The following is a 19737-nucleotide window of genomic DNA, read 5'->3' as shown; positions in this document are numbered from 1 at the left end:
CCGCCGTCGAGACGGCTGAAGGCACCGAGGTCAAGCCCCGCCGCACCCGCAAGACGGCTGCTGCCGTCACCGCGGAGATTCCGGCGCAGGCCAGCGGCGAGCCGGAGGTCAAGCCGGGGCGTCGTACGACCCGGAAGGCGGCCGAGCCCGCCGCGACGGTCGACGCCACCGACGCCGAGGCGAAGCCGAAGGCCCGCCGGACCCGGAAGGCCGCCGCCGCGGCTCCCGAGGCCTGAGCGCGTCGCACGTAACCGAACGGCCCGGCCCACCCTGTGTGGGCCGGGCCGTCGGCGTTCCCGGCCCACACACCAGCCCGCCTGCCCGTCAGCCCGTCTGCCCGCCAGCCCGCCAGCCCGCCTGCCCGCCTGCCCGCCTGCCCGCCTGCCCGCCTGCCCGCCAGCGGGATTCATCCGCCGGCTTACGGCCCGTCGCCGTCCGCCGGATAGCCTCTCCTCATGAGCAGGCCTCGTACCTTTGCCCCGCCCGTCGGTGCCCGCGCGTACGCGCTCGCCACCGCGCGTGGTGAGTTCGCCGTCATCGACGCACCCGCGGCCGCCGGGGCCGAGCCCAAGGGGATCGCGCTGCTGCTGCCCGGGTTCACCGGCAGCAAGGAGGACTTCAACCCGCTGCACGAGGCGCTGGGCGCGCGCGGGTACCGGACCGTCGCCGTGGACGGGCGTGGGCAGTTCGAGTCGGACGGCCCGGAGGACGACGAATCGGCGTACGCCCAGGAGGAGTTGGCGCGGGACGTGCTCGCGCAGGCGGCGGCGATCGGCGACGGTCGGCCCGTGCATCTGCTCGGGCACTCCCTCGGCGGTCAGATCGCGCGCGCGGCCGTGATCCTCGACCACACGCCGTTCCGCTCACTGACGCTGATGTCCTCGGGCCCGGCGCAGATCTCCGTCCCCCAGCAGCAGCGGGTGAAGCTGTTGCGGGACGCGCTCGCGGTGCTGCCGATGGCCGGGGTGTGGGAGGCCATGCAGGCCATGGAGGCACCGGAGGAACTGGACGAGGGCGGCCCGCAGGACCAGGCGGACCAGAACGGCCAGGAGGAGCAGGAGGATCTGCGGCGCCGCTGGCTGGGCAACAAGCCGGCCCAGTTGCTCGCCGCCGGACGCCAGTTGTGCACCGAGCCGGATCGCGTCGCCGAACTCGCCGCCGTACCGCTGCCGTTCCATGTGCTGTCGGGTGCGCGGGACGACACCTGGCCGCTGCCGCTGCTGGACGACATGGCGCTACGACTGCGGGGCCACCGCACGGTCGTCGAGGGTGCGGAGCACTCCCCCAACACCGACCGACCGGCCCCCACCGCCGAGGCGATCGCCGCCTTCTGGGACAGCGCGAACGATTAAGTCGCGAACAACTGGTCGCCAACGGCTAGTACTGCGTCTGGAGGTGCTCCCAGAAGCCGTCCCGGAGGGCTCGGCGCAGGTCGGCCTGGCCGCGCAGGGAGTACTGGAGCAGGCCCTCGGCCTCGACGAGGAGGTCCTGGTCGACCGGGCCGGGCAGGTAGGGATGGCCGGGCAGCAGCTCGACGAGTGACTCGCTGCCCCGCGAGGACAGCCACTTCGCGGCGATCTGCGCGCCGACGAAACGGACGTCCTCACGGGTGGGTCTGGTGGCGCCGGCCTCGTAGGCGTGGGCGGTGCGCCGGGCGACGTACGGCTTGAAGAACTCGAGGTCGAGGGTGCGCTGGCTGTCGACCTCCCAGAGCAGCGGCTCGGCCTGGTTGCGGCCTTCGGGCGCCTCGATGCCCCAGAGGTGGACCCGGGCGCCGTAGCCCTGGGCGGCCTCGACCGCGGAGACCAGGTCCTCGTCGCCGCCGAGCAGGGCTGCGTCGCTGATGGCGCGGTGCCGGGCGAGTGACTCCAGGTCCGTGCGGATCAGGGAGTCGACGCCCTTCTGCTGGTTGTTGGCGTTGAGGTTGCCGAGCCGGACCTTGACGTCGGGCAGTTCGGCGATGGTCTGCTGCTCGGCGGTGTGGATGCGGCGCCGCGCGCCGTCGTACCAGTAGACGCGCAGCAGCCGGCTGTCCGCGAAGATCTGGCGTGCCTTGTCGATGAGCGCCTCGATCAACCCCTCGGCGTCGAGGTCGAAGGCACGGCGGTCCTCCGTCCCGGCGACGAGCCGACCCGTGGCCGCGTAGAGGTAGCCCGCGTCGACGAAGATCGCATGGGTCGAAGGCGTCTTCGCCACTTCGGCGAGCATGCGGGTGAGCAGCTCGTTCGTGCGGTCGATGCGGGCCTGGAGGGCGGCGAGGTCGTCGTTCATCGCCTCCATTGTCCCGGCGGTCACGCTGCGAACACAACCGGTCCCGGTCAGTCTCCCGAACGTCTTTTACCGGTCGGTAATTAGGCGTTCGAAAATTTTCTTTAGCCAAGGGAATGTTTGTAACACGCAAGCCGTTGACTCAGAGGAACACGAGACGAAGGGAGAGGCAGATGCGCTTCGAAATCAGGCGACTGGACGAAGTCGACGGCACCACCGTGGACTACACCGTCGTGGACGCCGCCTCCGTCAACAGGATCGTCCAGCAGGCCGCCGCCATCGGGCAGCGCCTGTGGATCCGACCGGCCGAGAACCAGGCCTCGTAACGAGATACGAGCCACGACGCACGAGACACCACAAGACACACTGACGCACGAGACACACTGACGCGCGGAGCACCGCAAAGTCTTCGGAACCCCCGTACGGCACGACGCCGTGCGGGGGTTCCGCGTCTGTCCGCCCCACCCGGCTACGCGCCCTTGATCACCTGGGTGACGCCGTTGATGATCTGCTGCACGGCGATCGCGGAGAGCATCATGCCCGCGAGCCGCGTCACCAGGACCACGCCACCGTCCTTGATGACCCGGATGATCAGCAGCGAGTACCGCATCACCAGCCAGAGCACGACATGGATGGCGAGGATCGCGGTCCACACGGACACCTGCGCGGAGACGCTGTCCGCCTTCTGCACGGCGAGGATGACCGACACGATCGCACCGGGCCCCGCCAGCAGCGGCATGCCCAGGGGCACCAGCGCCACGTTGACGTCCTTGGTCTGCTTCGGCTCGTCGTTCTTGCCGGTGAGCAGGTCGAGGGCGATCAGCAGGAGCAGCAGCCCGCCCGCGATCATCAGGGCGGGCACGGAGACGTGCAGGTAGTCGAGGATCTGGTGGCCCAGGAGCCCGAAGACGGTGATCACCCCGCCCGCCACGCACACGGCCTGGAAGGCCATCCGCTTCTGCACCTTGCCCGGCCGGCCGGAGGTGAGGGCGAGGAAGATCGGGGTGATCCCAGGGGGATCCATGATGACGAACAGGGTCAGGAAGAGAGAGCCGAAGACGGCGACGTCGAACATGCGTGAGCCTTGTGCGTTGGTCTGCGCTGCGAGCGGTCGTGCCGCAGGGAAATGGGGGTCACCGCGCGCGGGCCGGGACGAGCCCGGGAGAACGGTGGGCACGGCCTGCTGCGCAGGGAGACTCGGGAACGGGAACCGGGACGGGGGCCGGCCTCAGAGTCCGCCGGTCCCCGGGACGGGGAACGCGCCGGTCGCACGGCGCGTGATCTCCCCGTACACCTCGGGGTCGGTCATGTACTCGCCCAGCGCCACCGTCTTGCGGCTGCCGTGGTAGTCCGAGGACCCGGTGGCCAGCAGCCCCAGCTCCGCGGCCAGTCCGCGCAGCCGGGCCCGGGAGTCGGCGTCGTGGTCCATGTGGTCGACCTCGATGCCGTCGAGGCCGGCCGCGGCCATCTCGGCGATCGCCGACTCGGGCACCGTACGCCCGCGTTTGGCGGCCGCCGGATGCGCGAACACGCACACCCCGCCGGCCTGCTTGACCAGCCGGATCGCCGCGAAGGGGTCGGTCTCGTGCTTCTCCACGAAGGCCCGGCCGCCGTCGGCCAGCCACTCCTGGGTGAAGGCGTCGCTCACGGTCGGTACGACACCGAGCTCAACGAGCGCGGAGGCGACGTGCGGCCGCCCCACGGAGCCGTCCCCGGCGATCCGCCTCACCTGCTCCCAGGTGACCGGCACGCCCAGCGCGTTCAGCTTGGCGACCATGCCCTGGGCCCGCGGCACCCGGTCGTCCCGGACCAGCTCACGCTCGGCGAGCAGATCGGGCTCCTCGGGGTCGAAGAGGTAGGCCAGCATGTGCATCGAGACGCCGTCGACACGGCAGGACAGCTCGGCCCCGGTGACCAGGGTGAGCCCCTCGGGCAACGCGGCGACGGCCTCGGCGTGGCCCCGGGTGGTGTCGTGGTCGGTCAGCGCGACGACGTCCAGCCCGGCGGCGGCGTTCCGTACCAGCTCGGCCGGGGTGTCCGTACCGTCGGAGGCGGTGGAGTGGCAGTGCAGATCGATACGCACGATGCGGACTCCAGGCGGGACGGGACGGAAGGGACGCGTCAAGGATAGCGGCCGGAAGCGGATGCCCTGTCACACCCGAAGGCCGGAGGCGCCCCGTACAGCTGGGTCACAGGCGCCACCCTGCTTCCAAGCCCTGGGGACTTCCACGCCTCCCAGGCCCCCAAGCCCTAGGGACCTTCCATGCCCCGGGCCTCCAAGCCCTGGGGCTTCCACGCCCCCCGGGCCTCCAAGCCCCAGGGACCTTCCACGTCCCCTAGGGCCTCCAAGCCCTAAGGTTCGAACAAGCGCGGTGACAACGCCCCACAGGGCACCAGATCCACCTCCGCGCCCGCGTCCCGCAGATCCGTGAGCACCAACTCGTCGTACATCAGCAGCCCGGTCTGCTCGGGCCACACCACGGCCCAGAGCCACAGGCCCAGGGCCTCGCCCGCGAAGACGGCCCGGTCGTCCGGCGCTCCCGGCACATGCCACAGCGGTGCCGGCCGCCCGGCGGCCAGGACCTTCGCCTGTGGCGGCTTCTCCACGTTCATCGACGGTCCCGGATCCGGTCCGTCGATGCCCGCGTAGCGCGCTCCGAGACCGACCCCCAGCTCCTCGGCGACCAGGATCATCTCCCCTATGCCGCCGAGCGGCGCGGGTCCGGAGCAGGCGACGGCGGTGGCGCGCCCACCGCTGCGGTCGTCACCGGCGCAGGCCACACCCGTGAACAGCCAGCCGACCGGCAGCGGCCAGGGCATCCACACCGGCACCTGGGTGCGGTGCACCACGACATCGAGGGCCTCGACGCTGGGCGGGATCACGGGCTGTACCGGATGGACGGTCCCGTGCACCTCGCACTGCCAGGTGTCGGCGAAGAGGCCGGGAGCCCTGACCCGGCCACCGCACTTCGGGCAACTGGGTTCGCCCCTCATAGGGCCCCACGGTCCTACCCGGAATCCGCCACGTCAAGGACGATCACCCGTCCGGACGGTACCGGTCACCGGGTGGAGTTAGGTGTATCTTGCATTAATTAGCAACCCTAACTTACCGTGTGTATAAGCCAACCATATGGACGCGAGCAGCGGAGGAAGCGCATGGCAGAGGCAGCAGCCCCATTCGACGCGGGATCGGGCAGCATCCTGCGGCAGCCGAAGGCCGTATGGGCGACGGCCGGCGCGTCCGTCGTCGCCTTCATGGGCATCGGACTCGTCGACCCGATCCTGCCTTCCATAGCCAGGGGCCTGGACGCCACGACCAGTCAGGTCTCCCTGCTCTTCACCTCGTACTTCCTGATCACCGCCGTGGCGATGCTGCTCACCGGCTTCGTCTCCAGCCGGATCGGCGGGCGCGGGACCCTGCTGCTCGGCCTCGCGTTCGTGGTCGTCTTCGCGGGCCTCGCCGGCACCTCCGACATGGTCGGCCAGCTCGTCGGCTTCCGGGCCGGCTGGGGACTTGGCAACGCCCTGTTCGTCTCGACCGCCCTCGCGGTCATCGTGGGCGCGGCGGCCGGCGGCAGCGCCGCCGCGATCCTGCTCTACGAGTCCGCGCTCGGCCTCGGCATGGCGTGCGGTCCGCTGCTGGGCGCGGTGCTCGGCAACATCAGCTGGCGCTACCCCTTCTTCGGCACGGCCACGCTGATGGCGGTCGGCTTCCTGTGCATCACCGCTTTCCTGAAGGAACAGCCGAAGCCCGCCCGCAGGACCTCGATCCTCGACCCGATCAGGGCACTCGGCCACGGCGGCCTGGCCTCCGCCGCCGTCTCCGCGTTCTTCTACAACTACACGTTCTTCACCGTGCTGGCCTTCACCCCCTTCGTGCTGGACATGACCCCGTACCGCTCGGGTGCCGTGTTCTTCGCCTGGGGCGTGCTGCTCGCGCTCTTCTCGGTGGTGGTGGCCCCGCGCATGCAGCGGCGCTTCGGCTCGCTGAAGGTGCTGGGCGGTTCCCTGGTGCTGCTCGCCGTCGACGTCGCCGTCCTCGGCTACGGCGGCCACACCGCCGCGATCGTCTGCACGATCCTGTCCGGCGCGTTCATCGGCGTGAACAACACCGTCTACACCGAGCTGGCCCTGGGCGTGTCGGACGCGCCACGCCCGGTGGCGAGCGCGGGCTACAACTTCGTCCGCTGGTTCGCCGCCGCGGCCGCCCCCTACTTCGCGCCGAAGATCGAGGAGTGGACCGACATCCACATCCCGTTCGTGGTGGCGGCGGTCACCGCCGTGCTGGGCGCGGTCGTGGTTCTCGTACGGCGGAAGGCCCTCGCGCACGAGGCGGCGGAGCTGGAGCCGGCGCACGCCACCGAGGACAGCGTCTCCGTCTTTGCCAACTGACGATTTCCGTAGGGCGCTTGGTGAGCTTGCTCACCCTCGTGCATCAGTCCAGCGGGACGGACCCGCGGTGCGGATCCCGGAGGTCCGTCCCGCCCGCGAGCCAGCGCTCCTGGAGGGCCTGGGCGCCGTGCACGCGTTTCCAGGCGGCCTCGTTCGGGGTCATCGGCAGCAGCGGCAGGAACCGTACGGGATCGAGGGGCTCGTCCAACGTCAGATCCTCGACGAGACCGCCCGGTTCGCCGACCAGGACCGAGGTGAAGGGAGCGCCGGGCCACAGTGGTTCGCCGACGTCCAGCGATGCGCCCGGCGTCACGATCAGGCCCTCCACCTGCGGAGACGCGGCGAGGACGGCAAGCGCGCGGAGCACCTTGTCGGTCTCGGCGAGCCCGGCGCGGACCGACAGGACCAGTTCGGCGCGGGGCCCCTTGACGGGGTCCGCGAGCATCGCGGCGGGGTCGGTCATCGGCTGCGCGGACATGCCGAGCGTGGCGTAGCGCAGGACGTTCTCGCCCTGGAGATCCTCCTGGAAACGGAGCACCTCGATGCGGTCCGTACCGAGGAAAGTGACCGCCGCGCGTGCGTCCGGTTCGCCCAGCGCGGTGGTCAACCGGGCCTCGACCAGAGGAAGAACATCAGCCATGTCGAGAGCATAGAACTCGTCAGTACCGGGCAAAGCAGCACCTTGACACTAAGGGCTGCTGCTAGTCTGACCGCGGTGGTTCGGGGCAGCACGCAGAGCGTCGCGGTCAGGCCCCGACACCAAGAGGACTCCCTTACGAGGGACCGGCTGGAGGAGGTGGGGCTGTCATGGATCGAAGTCACCCGTGCAGTACCACTCGCTCTTCCGCCTGCTGATTTCGTCTACTGGCTGGCTGCCGCCTTCACGTTCGCGTTGTCGTTCGGAAGAGCACTTTGTTTTCGCTTGCCTGATCCCTCCGACCGGTCCGTTCCGGATCTGTCTGGATCCGTTCGTCTGATCCGAATCAGTAGCGAAGTCGCCACCGCAACGGTGCGGTGCTCCCCGCTTTGTGGACGTGCCAAACATCCGCAGTCAGGACGTCCCCATTCCGGGTAGTTCCACCCGTTCGCCGGCGGTCACCCGCTGCTTGTCGCGAAGGAGCCTGCCCATGTCGATGATCCGCGACCTCCGTGCCGTGGTCCGCCCGACCCGCCCTTCCCAGCGCAAGAGCCTGCGCGCGGAGACCGGCGCGTACGACACCACCCGCGACCCCGGTACGCCGTCGGCCGTCGTCGACTGCGCCGTCTACCGGGGCGGCGCACGCGTGCAGACGCCGAAGCCGCTGACCCCGCAGGAGGCGATGCGCCAGGTGCGCCGGGACGGCGGGTTCGTGTGGATCGGCCTGCACGAGCCGACCGAGGCCGAATTCGCCGGTATCGCGGGCGAGTTCGGGCTGCACCCGCTGGCTGTGGAGGACGCCGTACAGGCCCACCAGCGCCCCAAGCTCGAACGCTACGACGACTCCCTCTTCACCGTCTTCAAGACCATCCACTACGTCGAGCACGACCGGCTCACCGCCAACAGCGAGGTCGTGGAGACCGGCGAGGTGATGTGCTTCACCGGCCGGGACTTCTTCATCACCGTCCGGCACGGCGGGCAGGGCTCGCTGCGGGCGCTGCGGCACCGGCTCCAGGACGACCCCGAACTGCTCGCCAAGGGCCCCTCGGCCGTGCTGCACGCCATCGCCGACCATGTCGTCGACGGCTATGTCGCGGTCGCCGACGCCGTGCAGGACGACATCGACGAGGTGGAGACCGAGGTCTTCTCGCCCGGCCGCAAGGGCGGGGTCTCGCGTGGTGTGGACTCGGCGCGCATCTACCAACTGAAGCGCGAGGTACTGGAGTTCAAGCGCGCGGTGTCGCCGCTGCTGCGTCCGATGCAGCTGCTCAGCGAGCGCCCGATGCGGCTGGTCGACCCCGACATCCAGAAGTACTTCCGGGACGTCGCCGACCACCTCGCCCGCGTCCAGGAGCAGGTCGTCGGCTTCGACGAACTCCTCAACTCCATCCTCCAGGCCAACCTCGCGCAGGCGTCCGTGGCGCAGAACGAGGACATGCGGAAGATCACGGCATGGGCCGCGATCATCGCCGTACCGACGATGGTGTGCGGTGTGTACGGCATGAACTTCAAGTACATGCCGGAGCTGCACTGGAAGTACGGCTACCCGGTGATCATGGGCATCACGGTCTGCATCTGCCTGGGCATCCACCGCACCCTGAAGCGCAACGGCTGGCTCTAGGCTGGGCCCATGACACGTCAGCTGCTCGACCAGGCCCTCGTCGAGGAGGCCACGAAGAAGTCCGGCCTCATCTGGGTCCGGGGTGCCGGGGCGCCGGCCGCGCGTGCGGTGTGGCACGCCTGGGCCGACGGTGGCGTGTGCCTGGTCGGCGACGGAACCGAGCAGCCGCTGACCGGGCTGGCCGACGGCGGGTCGGCCGAGGTGACCGTCCGCAGCAAGGACAAGGGCGGCCGGCTGGTCACCTGGACGGCGACGGTGACGGAACTGTCCGCCGGCTCCCCCGAGTGGGACGCGGCGGTGGCGGAGCTGAAGGGCAAGCGCCTCAACGCACCCGACGGCGAGGCCATGACGGACCGCTGGGCGAGGGAGTGCAGGGTGCTGCGCCTGCGCCCGACGGGAGCGACGACACCGCTGCCGACGGGCAGCCTGGCAGAGCCGCCCGTACCGTCACCGGCCACCACCCGCCATCCGGTCCCGGCGGCCCTGCCGAAGCTCCTCGCGAGGCGCAGAAGGACCAAGTAGCCGAGGACCGAGCCAGGTTCGGCACGGCCGAACACCGTCGCGGCCGAACATCGCCGCGGCCGAGCAACGTCGCGGCCGAGCAACGTCGCGGCGGAACTCGGCACCGGCAGGGTCGTTCCCCCCGACAACTCGTCGGCCCCTCGCGTCCGCCGCGGCAGCGCCCCTACGACGTGGGCAGCTGCTTGCCGTAGTCCACTGTCTCGGTCTTCTCCGGCTCGGTGATGCTGAAGGACTTGCCCCAGTCCGTGAAGGTGAGGGTGCCAGCGCCTCCCGCGCGCTCCAGGCGGAGCGGATACGGCTTGCCCTTCAGCGAGACGTCCAGCGTTCCGCCGGAGCCGCCGTCGCCGGCGATGCGGATGGTGGGGGTGCCCGACTGTTCGTGGTGACCGTCGGCCGAGAGGGCACCGTGCAGGGTCAGCAGGCCCGAGAGAAGGAGGTCCTTGTCCGTGAAGCCGCTGAACTTCTTGTACGAAGGGTCGCCCTGCGGAACCTTCACGTACTTGCCGTCGAGCTTGCCGGCCGCGCTGGTGTCGCTCCCGTCGGCATGGTTCCAGAAGTCCGCGTCGGCCTGCAGATACAGCGTGTCGCCCACCCGGAGCAGGTGAAAGGTCGACCCCTTCGACGTGACCGACCCGGTCCCGCCGTGCGCGTTCAGGCGCATGTCCAGCTGGTACGTACGTCCGCTCGTCACCACCGTCCCCGCCATCCGGACCGTCGCCACCGACGTCGCCGCCGCCCGGGTCTTCGACTGGATGACGTCCGGGGCCAGCTTTCCCACCCCGTTGGTGCCCGCGTCCGGATCCTCACTGCACGCCGTGAGGAGGGTCAGCGCGCACATCGCGGTCACCACTGCGGCGCGGCGAGTACGGGTACGGCCCGGAGCAATCGCGGTCACGGACAGGGCCACCTCTCTGACGGGTCCGGCACGGCGTACCGCAGCGTACCGGTGCCTCGCCCGCCCGGCGGAGCCAGTCCGTCCGGACCGCCCACCAGGGCGTATCCGATCGGTACGGGCTAGCCTGAAGCCCACCGAGCAGACGAACAGGACAGGAAAGTCACCAAGCGATACTTCGACAGAAAAGCTGCACTTCGGTAGATAAAGGAAGCGGACCCATGGCAGCCGGCGCTCCCCGGATCTTCGTCTCGCATCTCGCCGGTATCGCCGTCTTCGATCCCAACGGCGACCAGGTGGGACGCGTCAGGGACCTCGTCGTCATGCTGCGCGTCGGCCGCAAGCCCCCGCGGCTGCTCGGCCTGGTCGTCGAACTGTCCACCCGGCGCCGCATCTTCCTGCCCATGACCCGGGTGACGAGCATCGAGTCCGGCCAGGTCATCAGCACCGGCGTGCTCAACGTCCGCCGCTTCGAGCAGCGGCCCACCGAGCGCCTGGTCTTCGGTGAACTCCTCGACCGCCGCGTCCAGCTGGTCGAGACCGGCGAGGAGGTCACCGTCCTGGACCTGGGCGCACACCAGCGGCAGGCCCGCCGGGAGTGGGAGGTCGACCGCGTCTTCGTCCGCAAGGGCCGCACGGGCACCTTCCGGCGGACCAGAGGCGAGTCGCTCACCGTCGAGTGGTCGCAGGTCACCGGCTTCTCCCTGGAGGAGCACGGCCAGGGCGCCGAGAGCCTGCTCGCCACCTTCGAGCAGCTGCACCCCGCCGACCTCGCCAACGTGCTGCACCACCTCTCCGCCAAGCGCCGCGCCGAGGTGGCCGCCGCACTGGACGACGACCGCCTGGCCGACGTACTCGAAGAGCTTCCCGAGGACGACCAGATCGAGATCCTCGGCAAGCTGAAGGAGGAGCGGGCCGCGGACGTCCTGGAGGCCATGGACCCGGACGACGCGGCCGACCTGCTCGCCGAACTCCCCGAGGAGGACAAGGAGCGGCTGCTGAGCCTGATGCAGCCGGCGGACGCGGCCGAGATGCGGCGGCTGATGTCGTACGAGGAGCACACGGCCGGCGGTCTGATGACGACCGAGCCGATCGTGGTACGGCCGGACTCCACCGTCGCCGACGCCCTGGCCCGGGTCCGCAATCCCGACCTCTCCCCGGCCCTCGCCGCCCAGGTCTACGTCTGCCGCCCGCCGGACGAGACCCCGACCGGCAAGTACCTGGGCACCGTCCACTTCCAGCGCCTGCTGCGCGACCCCCCGTACACCCTGGTCAGCTCGCTCCTCGACGACGACCTGCAACCGCTCGACCCCGAGGCCACGCTGCCGATCATCGCCGGGTTCTTCGCCACGTACGACATGGTCGCGGCGCCCGTGGTGGACGAGACCGGGTCGCTGCTGGGCGCGGTGACCGTGGACGACGTCCTGGACCACATGCTGCCGGAGGACTGGCGGGAGACCGAGTTCCACCTCGACGAGGAGGAGCAGGAAAAAGAAAAGAAGCAGGAGCAGGAGCAGGAGAAGGGGGTGGGGGATCGTGGCGCCTGAACGTGAGAGCACCCGGGAGCGCACGCCGTCCGGCGCCACCGCCGCGACCCGGCCCCGTGGACCCCGTCTGGACCAGCCGCGCCTGCCGCGGCGCAGGCTCGTGCCCGAATGGGACCCGGAGGCCTTCGGCCGACTGTCCGAGCGCATCGCCCGTTTCCTGGGCACCGGGCGGTTCATCGTCTGGATGACGTTCGTGATCATCCTCTGGGTGCTGTGGAACATCGCGGCGCCCGGCGTGCTGCGCTTCGACGAGTACCCGTTCATCTTCCTGACCCTGGCCCTGTCCCTCCAGGCCTCCTACGCGGCCCCGCTGATCCTGCTCGCGCAGAACAGGCAGGACGACCGCGACCGGGTCAACCTCGAACAGGACCGCAAGCAGAACGAGCGGTCCATCGCCGACACCGAGTACCTGACCCGGGAGATCGCCGCGCTACGGATGGGCCTGGGCGAGGTCGCGACCCGGGACTGGATCCGTGCCGAGCTGCTGGACCTGCTCAAGGACTTGGACGCCCGGCGGGACGGGCATGGCGTATTCCCGGCAGAACGGTCGGCAAGGCGTGACGTAGACGACCGGTGAGGGGCGTTATTGCGGCGCTGTGCATCGCCGTACCATCGTCTGTATGGCTAGCGAAGACGCGGTGCGCGAGGCACTGGCGACGGTGAACGACCCCGAGATCAACCGACCCATCACCGAACTGGGGATGGTCAAATCGGTGGAGATCGGCGAGGACGGCGCGGTCGCGGTCACCGTGTACCTGACGGTCTCCGGATGCCCCATGCGGGACACGATCACCCAGCGGGTCACCGATGCGGTCTCCCGGGTCGACGGGGTCACCCGCGTCGACGTCACCCTGGACGTGATGAGCGACGAGCAGCGCAAGGAGCTGGCGTCCGCCCTGCGCGGCGGCCAGACCGAGCGCGAGGTGCCCTTCGCCAAACCGGGCAACCTCACCCGGGTCTACGCGGTCGCCTCCGGCAAGGGCGGTGTGGGCAAGTCCTCGGTGACGGTCAACCTCGCCGCCGCGATGGCCGCCGACGGCCTCAAGGTCGGTGTCGTCGACGCCGACATCTACGGCCACTCGGTCCCGCGCATGCTCGGCGCGGACGGCCGCCCCACCCAGGTCGAGAACATGATCATGCCGCCGTCGGCGCACGGCGTGAAGGTCATCTCGATCGGCATGTTCACCCCGGGCAACGCCCCGGTGGTCTGGCGCGGCCCGATGCTGCACCGCGCCCTCCAGCAGTTCCTCGCGGACGTCTACTGGGGCGACCTCGACGTCCTCCTCCTCGACCTCCCGCCCGGCACCGGCGACATCGCCATCTCGGTCGCCCAGCTGGTCCCGAACGCCGAGATCCTGGTCGTGACGACGCCTCAGCAGGCGGCGGCGGAGGTCGCCGAGCGGGCCGGCTCCATCGCAGTCCAGACCCACCAGAAGATCGTCGGCGTGGTCGAGAACATGTCCGGCCTGCCCTGCCCGCACTGCGGCGAGATGGTCGACGTCTTCGGCACGGGCGGCGGCCAGGTGGTCGCCGACGGCCTCACCCGCACGACGGGTACGAACGTCCCGGTCCTCGGCAACATCCCCATCGACGTCCGCCTCCGCGAGGGCGGTGACGAGGGCAAGCCGGTCGTCCTGACGGACCCCGACAGCCCGGCGGGCACGGCACTGCGCGCAATCGCCGACAAGCTCGGAGGCAGGCAGCGCGGCCTCTCGGGCCTGTCCCTGGGCATCACGCCGCGCAACAAGTTCTGAGGAATCCGGGGCTCGGCGCCCCTTCGGGGGCGCGGGGCTGTCTCACTGTGCGGCTCCGCCGCGTGGGCACGGCAAGCCACGACGCGCACGACCCCCTGCGACGAAGGGGCGCCACAAACCACCGGCGCCCCCTTTGCTGTCACGCGTACGCGGCAATGTCCTTGATCATCGCGAACCCCAGCCCGTACGCGGACATCCCCCTGCCGTACGCACCCAGATGCACCCCCTGCGACGTGGACCCGGCGAGCACCCACCCGAACTCCGACTCCCGGTAGTGGAACGGCGTGGCCACCCCGTCCACCGGCAGCGACAGCGTGGACCACTCCGGCCCGCTCAGCTCGTCCGCCAACTCCCACGCCGTCTCGGTCTGCTGCTCCAGCCAGTCGTCCCGCAGACTGTGGTCCATCTGCCCCGGCCAGGTGAAGGACAGCAGACCGACCCCCGCCAGCCACGCGGCCGACGACACGGACGTGGCCTCCAGCAACCCCGTCCCGTCGGCGCTCCTGCGGGACGGGTTCGCCGCGATGGTCACGACCACCGCGAACTTCTCCCTCGGCTCACCGACGGACGCGGCCAGATGCTCGTTGCGCACCGACGGCTCGTCGCCGTGCCCGATCGACCCGTGCTCCACCGCACCGTCGGCCGCCGCACCCACCTGCATCAGCCAGCGCGGCCCTGTGAACGCCTCGTCGAGGCCGTACCAGGGGAAGGGCGCCTCCAGGTAGCCGACGACCGTGCGACGGGCGGAGGGGACCTGCTGTCCGTTCTCCGCGACCGGCATATGTTCGCCCACCCGACTTGTCGTCTCCATCTGCCCGGACGCCTCCTAGCTCTCGTCGGCCCGGGGCGGCCCGCCCCCCTTCGGGCGCACTCGTCCGGTCCGCACAACAACTCGGCAGCATATCCACACCGCTGGGACCAGCAGTGAAACCGACCGGCGCGTGGGTCGCGCGGGCGGCTGGATCAAGCCGTGAGCGGCGCACACGCGGTATGAAACGCGTCACGTGCGCCGCTCACGCAAGGGTGTCCGGTACAGCTCAGGTGGCGTCCGCGTCGAACGGCGGACGGTCGTCCTTGCCGGGGTCCTCCGGCTTCTTGGTCATGTCGATCCGGCCACCCGCAGCACCCGCAGCACCCGTGGAAGGGGAGGAGTCGGTCTCGCGGCTGTGCACCGCGTCGGTGACCTCGGCCATCTCCTTCTTCAGGTCGAAGCCGTTACGGATCTCCTTCAGCCCCAGCTCGTCGCTGTCCAGGTGCTTGCGGACGAAGTTCTTGGGGTTGAGGTCCTCGAACTCGAAGTCCTTGAACTCCGGGCCGAGTTCCTCGCGGATGTCCGCCTTGGCGCTCTCCGAGAACTCCCGGATCTTGCGGATGGTCCGCATCACGTCCTGAATGACCTTCGGGAGCTTGTCCGGACCGAAGACGAGCACGGCGAGCACAATGATGGTCACCAGCTCGAGTGGGCCTATGTCATTGAACACCTGAAGCTCCTTGCGATGTCCTCGGTCCTCGGCCCTCCGGTCGCTGTTGCGGGTGTTCCGTGGTCCGGGCCGGGTCCACGGTACCCGGCGGACCTGTCCGACCGGTACCGTCCCGAGGTTTCCGGCTCCGCGTGTACGACCGGTTTTCCGGGTTGTTTGCCTAGTCGGGGCACAAGTGAAGTCCCGCCTGTGACGTTTCTGTCAGTTCCTGTCCGAGGAGCCAAGGACTGTCGTGCGGCGTTTCTCGGCGCCGGCACGCTCCACGGTGAGGCCCAGGTGAGGATGCGCCCACCCGTGTCGAGCACGAAGCCGGTACGGGTGGCCTGTGCGCCGGCGCCCGTCTCCGCACGGGCGAACCGCGGCCCGCGCCCGGCGGCGGGCCGGGAAGGCCGAACCGAACCCGCGCCCGGGGCAGCCGCCGCGGGCATGGTCTGCTCACGGGATTCGACCCGGTTCGCGGGTCACCGCGCAGGGGCCGTTCGGCAGGTGGTCAGCGGGTCGCGCGCGAGGAGGAAGGGGAGGGAGCGGAGGTCGTGTCGGGGACGGGTGCGGCGAGCAGTGCGGCGCCGGTCGCCTCGGGGGTATTGGTCCACGAGGTGAGGGCGAACGGCGGGTTGGCGGTCAGCGGCCGTATCAGCGGGGAGACGGCGGCCGCGCCGGCCAGCACGGGTGCGGTCAGCTCCCGCAGCGCCTTCTCTCCGGCGGCCGGGGAGGGGACCCCGGGCAGCAGCGGCGCGGAGACCGAGGTGGGAGCCGCGGTCGTGGCGCTGCCGAGCAGGGTGCCGGAGGACAGCAGCGGAGAGAGCGAGCGGCGGCGCTGCGCGTCGGCGGCACTCCCGGTGCCCGTACCCGTCGTACCGGCCGGGGCCACGCTGCCGCCGCCGGTGCCGCTACGGGCGTCGGCGGCCGGGGAGCCGGGCAGTCCCGCGGTGACCCCGCCGAGCGCGACGGCGGCCAGCGAGACCGCGCCTGCGGCGACGAACGCGAACCGCATGCCGCGCGAGGCGGAGCGGTCGGCGTCCGGACGGCCGACGGGGTGGATACGGAAGCCGCGGCCGGCGGCCATGGCCGAGTCGTGCGGGTGGGCCGGGACGTAGCCGAACTCGAAGCGGTCCTCCTGGCTCACGCCGAAGACCCCGCTGTCGGACCGGCGTCCTGAGGGGCCTCCGCCGCCGAACGGCGAGACGTCCGTGTCACCGCCCCCGGGCAGCCCCTGGAGGCGGGCCAGGAAACTCTCGGAGGGCGGGGGCGGGGCGGCCTCCGCGAAGACGTTCTTCAGCGCGCGCTGGGCATCGGCCTCCGCCTTGCACCTGGCGCAGGTCGCCAGATGGGCCAGGACGCGCTCACGCGACTCATGACCGAGCTCTCCGTCCACCAGGGCGGAGAGTCGGTCTCCCAGGTGCTGCTCGGCGAGCTGCGGCTCGGCCGGTTTCGGTCGTGAACCACTCACGCGGACGCGCCCCCTCCTCCCAGTGCGGGAACACGGGGCACAAAGGAGCGGCGCTCCGACTTGCGGGCTTCCGGGGAGCGGTGCGCGAGGGCCTTGCGCAGCTGGGAGCGGCCGCGGTGGATACGGGAGCGGACCGTGCCGAGCTTGACGCCGAGGGTCGCGGCGATCTCCTCGTACGACAGGCCCTCGATGTCGCACAGGACGACGGCGGCGCGGAACTCGGGCGCCAGGGTGTCCAGCGCCTGCTGGACGTCGGCGTCGAAGTGCGCGTCGTTGAAGGCCTGGGACGGGGTGGGCTCGCGGCTGGGCAGGCGCTCGGCCGCGTCGTCGCCGAGGGCGTCGAAGCGGATGCGCTGCTTGCGCCGGACCATGTCGAGGAACAGGTTGGTCGTGATGCGGTGCAGCCAGCCCTCGAAGGTGCCCGGCGAGTAGGTCGACAGAGAGCGGAAGACGCGGACGAAGACCTCCTGGGTGAGGTCCTCGGCGTCGTGCTGGTTGCCGGTGAGGCGGTAGGCCAGGCGATAGACGCGGCCGCTGTGCGTGCTGACGATCTCCTCCCACGTGGGCGGAGTCCATGCCTGCCCGTCCGCGTCGGTGGAGAAGGTCGCGGTCCGGTCCTCGCCCATGGCGAGCGCGGTGGCGTGGCTGGGGTCAGCAGCGGTGTCGTTCACGGATTTCGGCCTGCCTGCCGATCCGAGAAAGCGCCGTAGCGCTCTTCCCCGATCCCCGGGCGCGGCCGCACCTCCCCTGTCGGCTCTGGTGGTGTCCAGTGGAGCCCCTACCATAGCCACCTCGCCCGTTAGCACCGGATAAGCGGTTTTACAAGAATTTGATCTCTGCTGATACGGCTCGTCCAGCAGCATCAGCGGCTGCTCGACCGCCGTCCCGTCATCGTGATCCATTCGTGTCCCCCCGCCTCGTCTTCCACCCCTCTAAACGCCTGGTCCCATCTGCGGGTTCCCGGCACCAACGGATACAGTCACGCCCAGGCAACCACGGGGACAGGAGAGGGTCATTACCGGCAACCGGCAGACGAGCTGGGCGTTCGCCGACGCCTTTGTCGCCGAGGACGAAGCGCTGCGGTGGGCCCGTGACCGGGCCCGCGACGCAGGGCTGCGCTCGGTGTCGCCCGGCACGGGTGCCGCGCTGCGTCTGCTCGCCGCCTCCGTGGACGCCAAGGCGGTCGCCGAGATCGGTACCGGGTGCGGGGTCTCCGGGATGCATCTGCTGCACGGCATGCGCGCGGACGGGGTCCTGACGACCGTCGACCCCGAGCCGGAGCACCAGCAGTTCGCCCGGCAGGCCTTCCGCGCCTGCGGCTTCGCCAGCAACCGGGCCCGCTTCATCCCCGGCCGCGCCCTCGACGTCCTCCCCCGTCTCGCGGACGCCGGCTACGACCTGGTCTTCTGCGACGGCGACCGGCAGGAGTACTCCGACTATCTCGCTGAATCGTTGCGCCTGCTGCGCCCGGGCGGCCTGGTGGTCTTCGAGGGCGTCTTCGCCAACGGCCGTACGGTCGACTCGGGGCCGCAGCCGACCGAGGTGCTGCGGCTGCGCGAGCTGCTGCGCACGGTCCGGGAGAGCCCGGAGCTGGTGCCGTCGCTGCTCCCGGTGGGCGACGGACTGCTCTGCGCCGTCAAGCGCTGACCCCGGCGGGACCGCGGCGGGACCGGCGGGACCGAGGGGCCCCGTGGCGACGAATGACCCGGGGACACGGCAGCGCCCCGGCACCGCATACGATGCCGGGGCGGCCGAAAGGGTGTGGTCGCTGACGCTCAGACGACGACGTTCTTGAGGGCGTCGGCGAGCGCCGCGGCCTCGTCAGGGGTCAGCTCGACGACGAGCCGACCGCCGCCTTCGAGCGGAACGCGCATGACGATGCCCCGCCCCTCCTTGGTCACCTCGAGCGGGCCATCACCCGTCCGCGGCTTCATGGCCGCCATGCTGGTTCCCCTTCCTGAAAACAGCTCATCGTCTGCCGACGGCCCACGAGGGCACGCGCGATCCTGGCGGGACACGCGGCACCGGCATCGAACACATTGCTTCCAAGCCATTATCCCGCATCTCAGGACCCGATGACCAACATCAGTCGGCATCGCTTGGGCAACGCGCGCGAGCAAAACCACCCAATTCGGCGATGTGACTGCGATACTGCGCCGCCCCGCGTCCTTACGCCGACCGAGTCGGCTTCGGATTTCTTTGACGCAGGTCACACGACGGGTCCGGTCCCCGCACGGCGATCTCCGCCATGCTGTCCTTCGGACATCGACGTACTGAGCGGTACGTCAGCCGCGAAGACGGAGACGACGGAGGGGACGCACCATGACCGACACCGTGCTCTACGAGGTGCGCGACGGACTCGCGACGATCACGCTGAACCGCCCCGAGGCGATGAACGCGCTGAACATCGCGACGAAGGTCGCGCTTCGGGAGGCCGCGCAGGAAGCGGCGGCCGACACGGCCGTCCGGGCGATCCTGCTGACCGCCGCCGGAGACCGGGCGTTCTGCGTGGGCCAGGACCTCAAGGAACACATCACGCTGCTCGCGTCCGACCGGGAGACGGGGGCCGGGCACACGATGACGACGGTCCGGGAGCACTACAACCCGATCCTGCGGGCGCTGGCCGGGGCGCCGAAGCCGGTGGTGGCCGCGGTGAACGGCGTCGCCGCCGGCGCCGGGCTCGGCTTCGCCCTGGCCGCGGACTATCGCGTGGTCGCCGACACGGCCGCCTTCAACACGTCGTTCGCGGGGGTCGCGCTGACCGCGGACTCCGGTGTGTCCTGGACGCTGCCCCGGGTCGTGGGGCCGGGGCGCGCGGCCGACCTGCTGCTCTTTCCTCGGAGTATCAGTGCGCAGGACGCGTACGAGCTGGGCATCGCGAACAAGGTCGTCCCCTCCGCCGACCTGCGAGCCGAGGGCGAGAAGATCGCGCGGAAGCTGGCCGAGGGGCCGACGGTGGCTTACGCGGCGCTGAAGGAGGCGATCGCTTTCGGGCTCACGCACTCCTTGGACGAGACGCTGGACAAGGAGGACGAGCTGCAGGCCCGGGCCGGTGCTTCGGAGGATCACGGGATCGCCGTGCAGGCGTTCGTGAACAAGGAGAAGCCCAAGTACTTGGGGCGGTGAGCCATGTCGGGGAACCGCGGGTGCGTGTGACTGGTCGCGCCCGCGCG

Annotated in this window: 22 protein-coding genes; 11 read left to right on the top strand and 11 right to left on the bottom strand. The window is 70.5% G+C overall.

The window, feature by feature from the left end; all coding sequences use genetic code 11:
- A partial coding sequence (locus AB0D59_RS25310) for a hypothetical protein (RefSeq protein WP_362569453.1) occupies positions 1-236 on the top strand: 236 nt, incomplete at its 5' end.
- 219 nt (positions 237-455) lie between these two features.
- Complete coding sequence (locus AB0D59_RS25305) at positions 456-1352, top strand: alpha/beta hydrolase (protein WP_362569450.1); 897 nt, start codon at positions 456-458, stop codon at positions 1350-1352.
- A 25-nt stretch (positions 1353-1377) separates the two neighbouring features.
- Here AB0D59_RS25305 and AB0D59_RS25300 read toward each other — a convergent pair whose 3' ends face one another.
- A complete protein-coding gene (locus AB0D59_RS25300) occupies positions 1378-2271 on the bottom strand; it encodes an NYN domain-containing protein (protein ID WP_362569448.1) in 894 nt (297 codons plus the stop codon).
- Between the two features lie 170 nt (positions 2272-2441).
- On the opposite strand from AB0D59_RS25300, the gene AB0D59_RS25295 reads away from it, so the two are divergent.
- Complete coding sequence (locus AB0D59_RS25295; RefSeq protein ID WP_362569445.1) at positions 2442-2594, top strand: hypothetical protein; 153 nt, start codon at positions 2442-2444, stop codon at positions 2592-2594.
- 143 nt (positions 2595-2737) lie between these two features.
- Here AB0D59_RS25295 and AB0D59_RS25290 read toward each other — a convergent pair whose 3' ends face one another.
- The 3 genes from AB0D59_RS25290 to AB0D59_RS25280 all read right to left on the bottom strand — a co-directional run bounded on the left by AB0D59_RS25290 (position 2738) and on the right by AB0D59_RS25280 (position 5262).
- Positions 2738-3343, bottom strand: coding sequence for a MarC family protein (locus AB0D59_RS25290; RefSeq protein ID WP_362569442.1), 606 nt, complete (start codon positions 3341-3343; stop codon positions 2738-2740).
- 153 nt (positions 3344-3496) lie between these two features.
- Positions 3497-4351, bottom strand: coding sequence for a PHP domain-containing protein (locus AB0D59_RS25285; RefSeq protein WP_362569439.1), 855 nt, complete (start codon positions 4349-4351; stop codon positions 3497-3499).
- 269 nt (positions 4352-4620) lie between these two features.
- On the bottom strand, positions 4621-5262 hold the full coding sequence (locus AB0D59_RS25280; RefSeq protein WP_362569436.1) for a DUF6758 family protein: 642 nt from the start codon (positions 5260-5262) through the stop codon (positions 4621-4623).
- A 162-nt stretch (positions 5263-5424) separates the two neighbouring features.
- Here AB0D59_RS25280 and AB0D59_RS25275 point away from each other — a divergent pair, with 162 nt between their 5' ends.
- The gene (locus tag AB0D59_RS25275) at positions 5425-6660 is read left to right on the top strand and encodes an MFS transporter (RefSeq protein ID WP_362569433.1); all 1236 of its coding nucleotides are present in this window, start codon (positions 5425-5427) and stop codon (positions 6658-6660) included.
- A 43-nt stretch (positions 6661-6703) separates the two neighbouring features.
- On the opposite strand, the gene AB0D59_RS25270 is transcribed toward AB0D59_RS25275, so the two are convergent.
- On the bottom strand, positions 6704-7300 hold the full coding sequence (locus tag AB0D59_RS25270; protein WP_362569430.1) for a suppressor of fused domain protein: 597 nt from the start codon (positions 7298-7300) through the stop codon (positions 6704-6706).
- A 487-nt stretch (positions 7301-7787) separates the two neighbouring features.
- Here AB0D59_RS25270 and AB0D59_RS25265 point away from each other — a divergent pair, with 487 nt between their 5' ends.
- Together AB0D59_RS25265 and AB0D59_RS25260 are read left to right on the top strand one after the other, a co-directional pair.
- Positions 7788-8918: a magnesium and cobalt transport protein CorA gene (locus AB0D59_RS25265; RefSeq protein ID WP_362569427.1), complete on the top strand. Its 1131-nt coding sequence runs from the start codon at positions 7788-7790 to the stop codon at positions 8916-8918.
- A gap of 9 nt (positions 8919-8927) precedes the next feature.
- On the top strand, positions 8928-9440 hold the full coding sequence (locus tag AB0D59_RS25260; RefSeq protein ID WP_362569424.1) for a hypothetical protein: 513 nt from the start codon (positions 8928-8930) through the stop codon (positions 9438-9440).
- Between the two features lie 163 nt (positions 9441-9603).
- Here AB0D59_RS25260 and AB0D59_RS25255 read toward each other — a convergent pair whose 3' ends face one another.
- A complete protein-coding gene (locus tag AB0D59_RS25255; protein ID WP_362569421.1) occupies positions 9604-10335 on the bottom strand; it encodes a hypothetical protein in 732 nt (243 codons plus the stop codon).
- Between the two features lie 218 nt (positions 10336-10553).
- Here AB0D59_RS25255 and AB0D59_RS25250 point away from each other — a divergent pair, with 218 nt between their 5' ends.
- Genes AB0D59_RS25250 through AB0D59_RS25240 form a run of 3 tightly spaced genes read left to right on the top strand, consistent with a single transcriptional unit; the run spans position 10554 to position 13633 of the window.
- Positions 10554-11879, top strand: a complete 1326-nt coding sequence (locus AB0D59_RS25250; RefSeq protein WP_362569418.1) for a CBS domain-containing protein — start codon at positions 10554-10556, stop codon at positions 11877-11879.
- Entirely contained in the window at positions 11869-12456 is a 588-nt protein-coding gene (locus AB0D59_RS25245; RefSeq protein ID WP_362569415.1) for a DUF1003 domain-containing protein, read from the top strand. The genes AB0D59_RS25250 and AB0D59_RS25245 overlap by 11 nt, the downstream gene beginning before the upstream one ends.
- A 43-nt stretch (positions 12457-12499) precedes the next feature.
- A complete protein-coding gene (locus tag AB0D59_RS25240) occupies positions 12500-13633 on the top strand; it encodes an Mrp/NBP35 family ATP-binding protein (protein WP_362569412.1) in 1134 nt (377 codons plus the stop codon).
- Between the two features lie 139 nt (positions 13634-13772).
- On the opposite strand, the gene AB0D59_RS25235 is transcribed toward AB0D59_RS25240, so the two are convergent.
- From AB0D59_RS25235 to sigE, 4 genes are all read right to left on the bottom strand, one after another.
- The gene (locus tag AB0D59_RS25235; protein ID WP_362569410.1) at positions 13773-14444 is read right to left on the bottom strand and encodes a hypothetical protein; all 672 of its coding nucleotides are present in this window, start codon (positions 14442-14444) and stop codon (positions 13773-13775) included.
- A 226-nt stretch (positions 14445-14670) separates the two neighbouring features.
- The gene (locus tag AB0D59_RS25230; RefSeq protein WP_362569407.1) at positions 14671-15114 is read right to left on the bottom strand and encodes a sec-independent translocase; all 444 of its coding nucleotides are present in this window, start codon (positions 15112-15114) and stop codon (positions 14671-14673) included.
- Between the two features lie 490 nt (positions 15115-15604).
- Positions 15605-16564: an anti-sigma factor gene (locus AB0D59_RS25225; protein WP_362569405.1), complete on the bottom strand. Its 960-nt coding sequence runs from the start codon at positions 16562-16564 to the stop codon at positions 15605-15607.
- On the bottom strand, positions 16561-17349 hold the full coding sequence (gene sigE, locus AB0D59_RS25220; RefSeq protein WP_362569402.1) for an RNA polymerase sigma factor SigE: 789 nt from the start codon (positions 17347-17349) through the stop codon (positions 16561-16563). Before sigE ends, AB0D59_RS25225 begins: the two co-directional genes overlap by 4 nt.
- 163 nt (positions 17350-17512) lie before the next feature.
- Here sigE and AB0D59_RS25215 point away from each other — a divergent pair, with 163 nt between their 5' ends.
- The gene (locus AB0D59_RS25215) at positions 17513-18211 is read left to right on the top strand and encodes an O-methyltransferase (RefSeq protein WP_351745689.1); all 699 of its coding nucleotides are present in this window, start codon (positions 17513-17515) and stop codon (positions 18209-18211) included.
- A 128-nt stretch (positions 18212-18339) separates the two neighbouring features.
- Here AB0D59_RS25215 and AB0D59_RS25210 read toward each other — a convergent pair whose 3' ends face one another.
- Positions 18340-18507 (bottom strand): DUF3117 domain-containing protein, encoded by a 168-nt coding sequence (locus AB0D59_RS25210; protein WP_004950282.1) that lies wholly within the window; start codon positions 18505-18507, stop codon positions 18340-18342.
- Positions 18508-18886: 379 nt separating this feature from the next.
- Between AB0D59_RS25210 and AB0D59_RS25205 the strand changes: the two genes are divergently transcribed.
- Positions 18887-19690: an enoyl-CoA hydratase-related protein gene (locus AB0D59_RS25205; protein WP_362569399.1), complete on the top strand. Its 804-nt coding sequence runs from the start codon at positions 18887-18889 to the stop codon at positions 19688-19690.
- Positions 19691-19737: the final 47 nt, after the last annotated feature.

It is taken from the genome of Streptomyces sp. NPDC048417, assembly GCF_040651615.1.
Taxonomy (GTDB): domain Bacteria; phylum Actinomycetota; class Actinomycetes; order Streptomycetales; family Streptomycetaceae; genus Streptomyces.
This window is presented reverse-complemented; position numbering and strand designations above follow the sequence as displayed.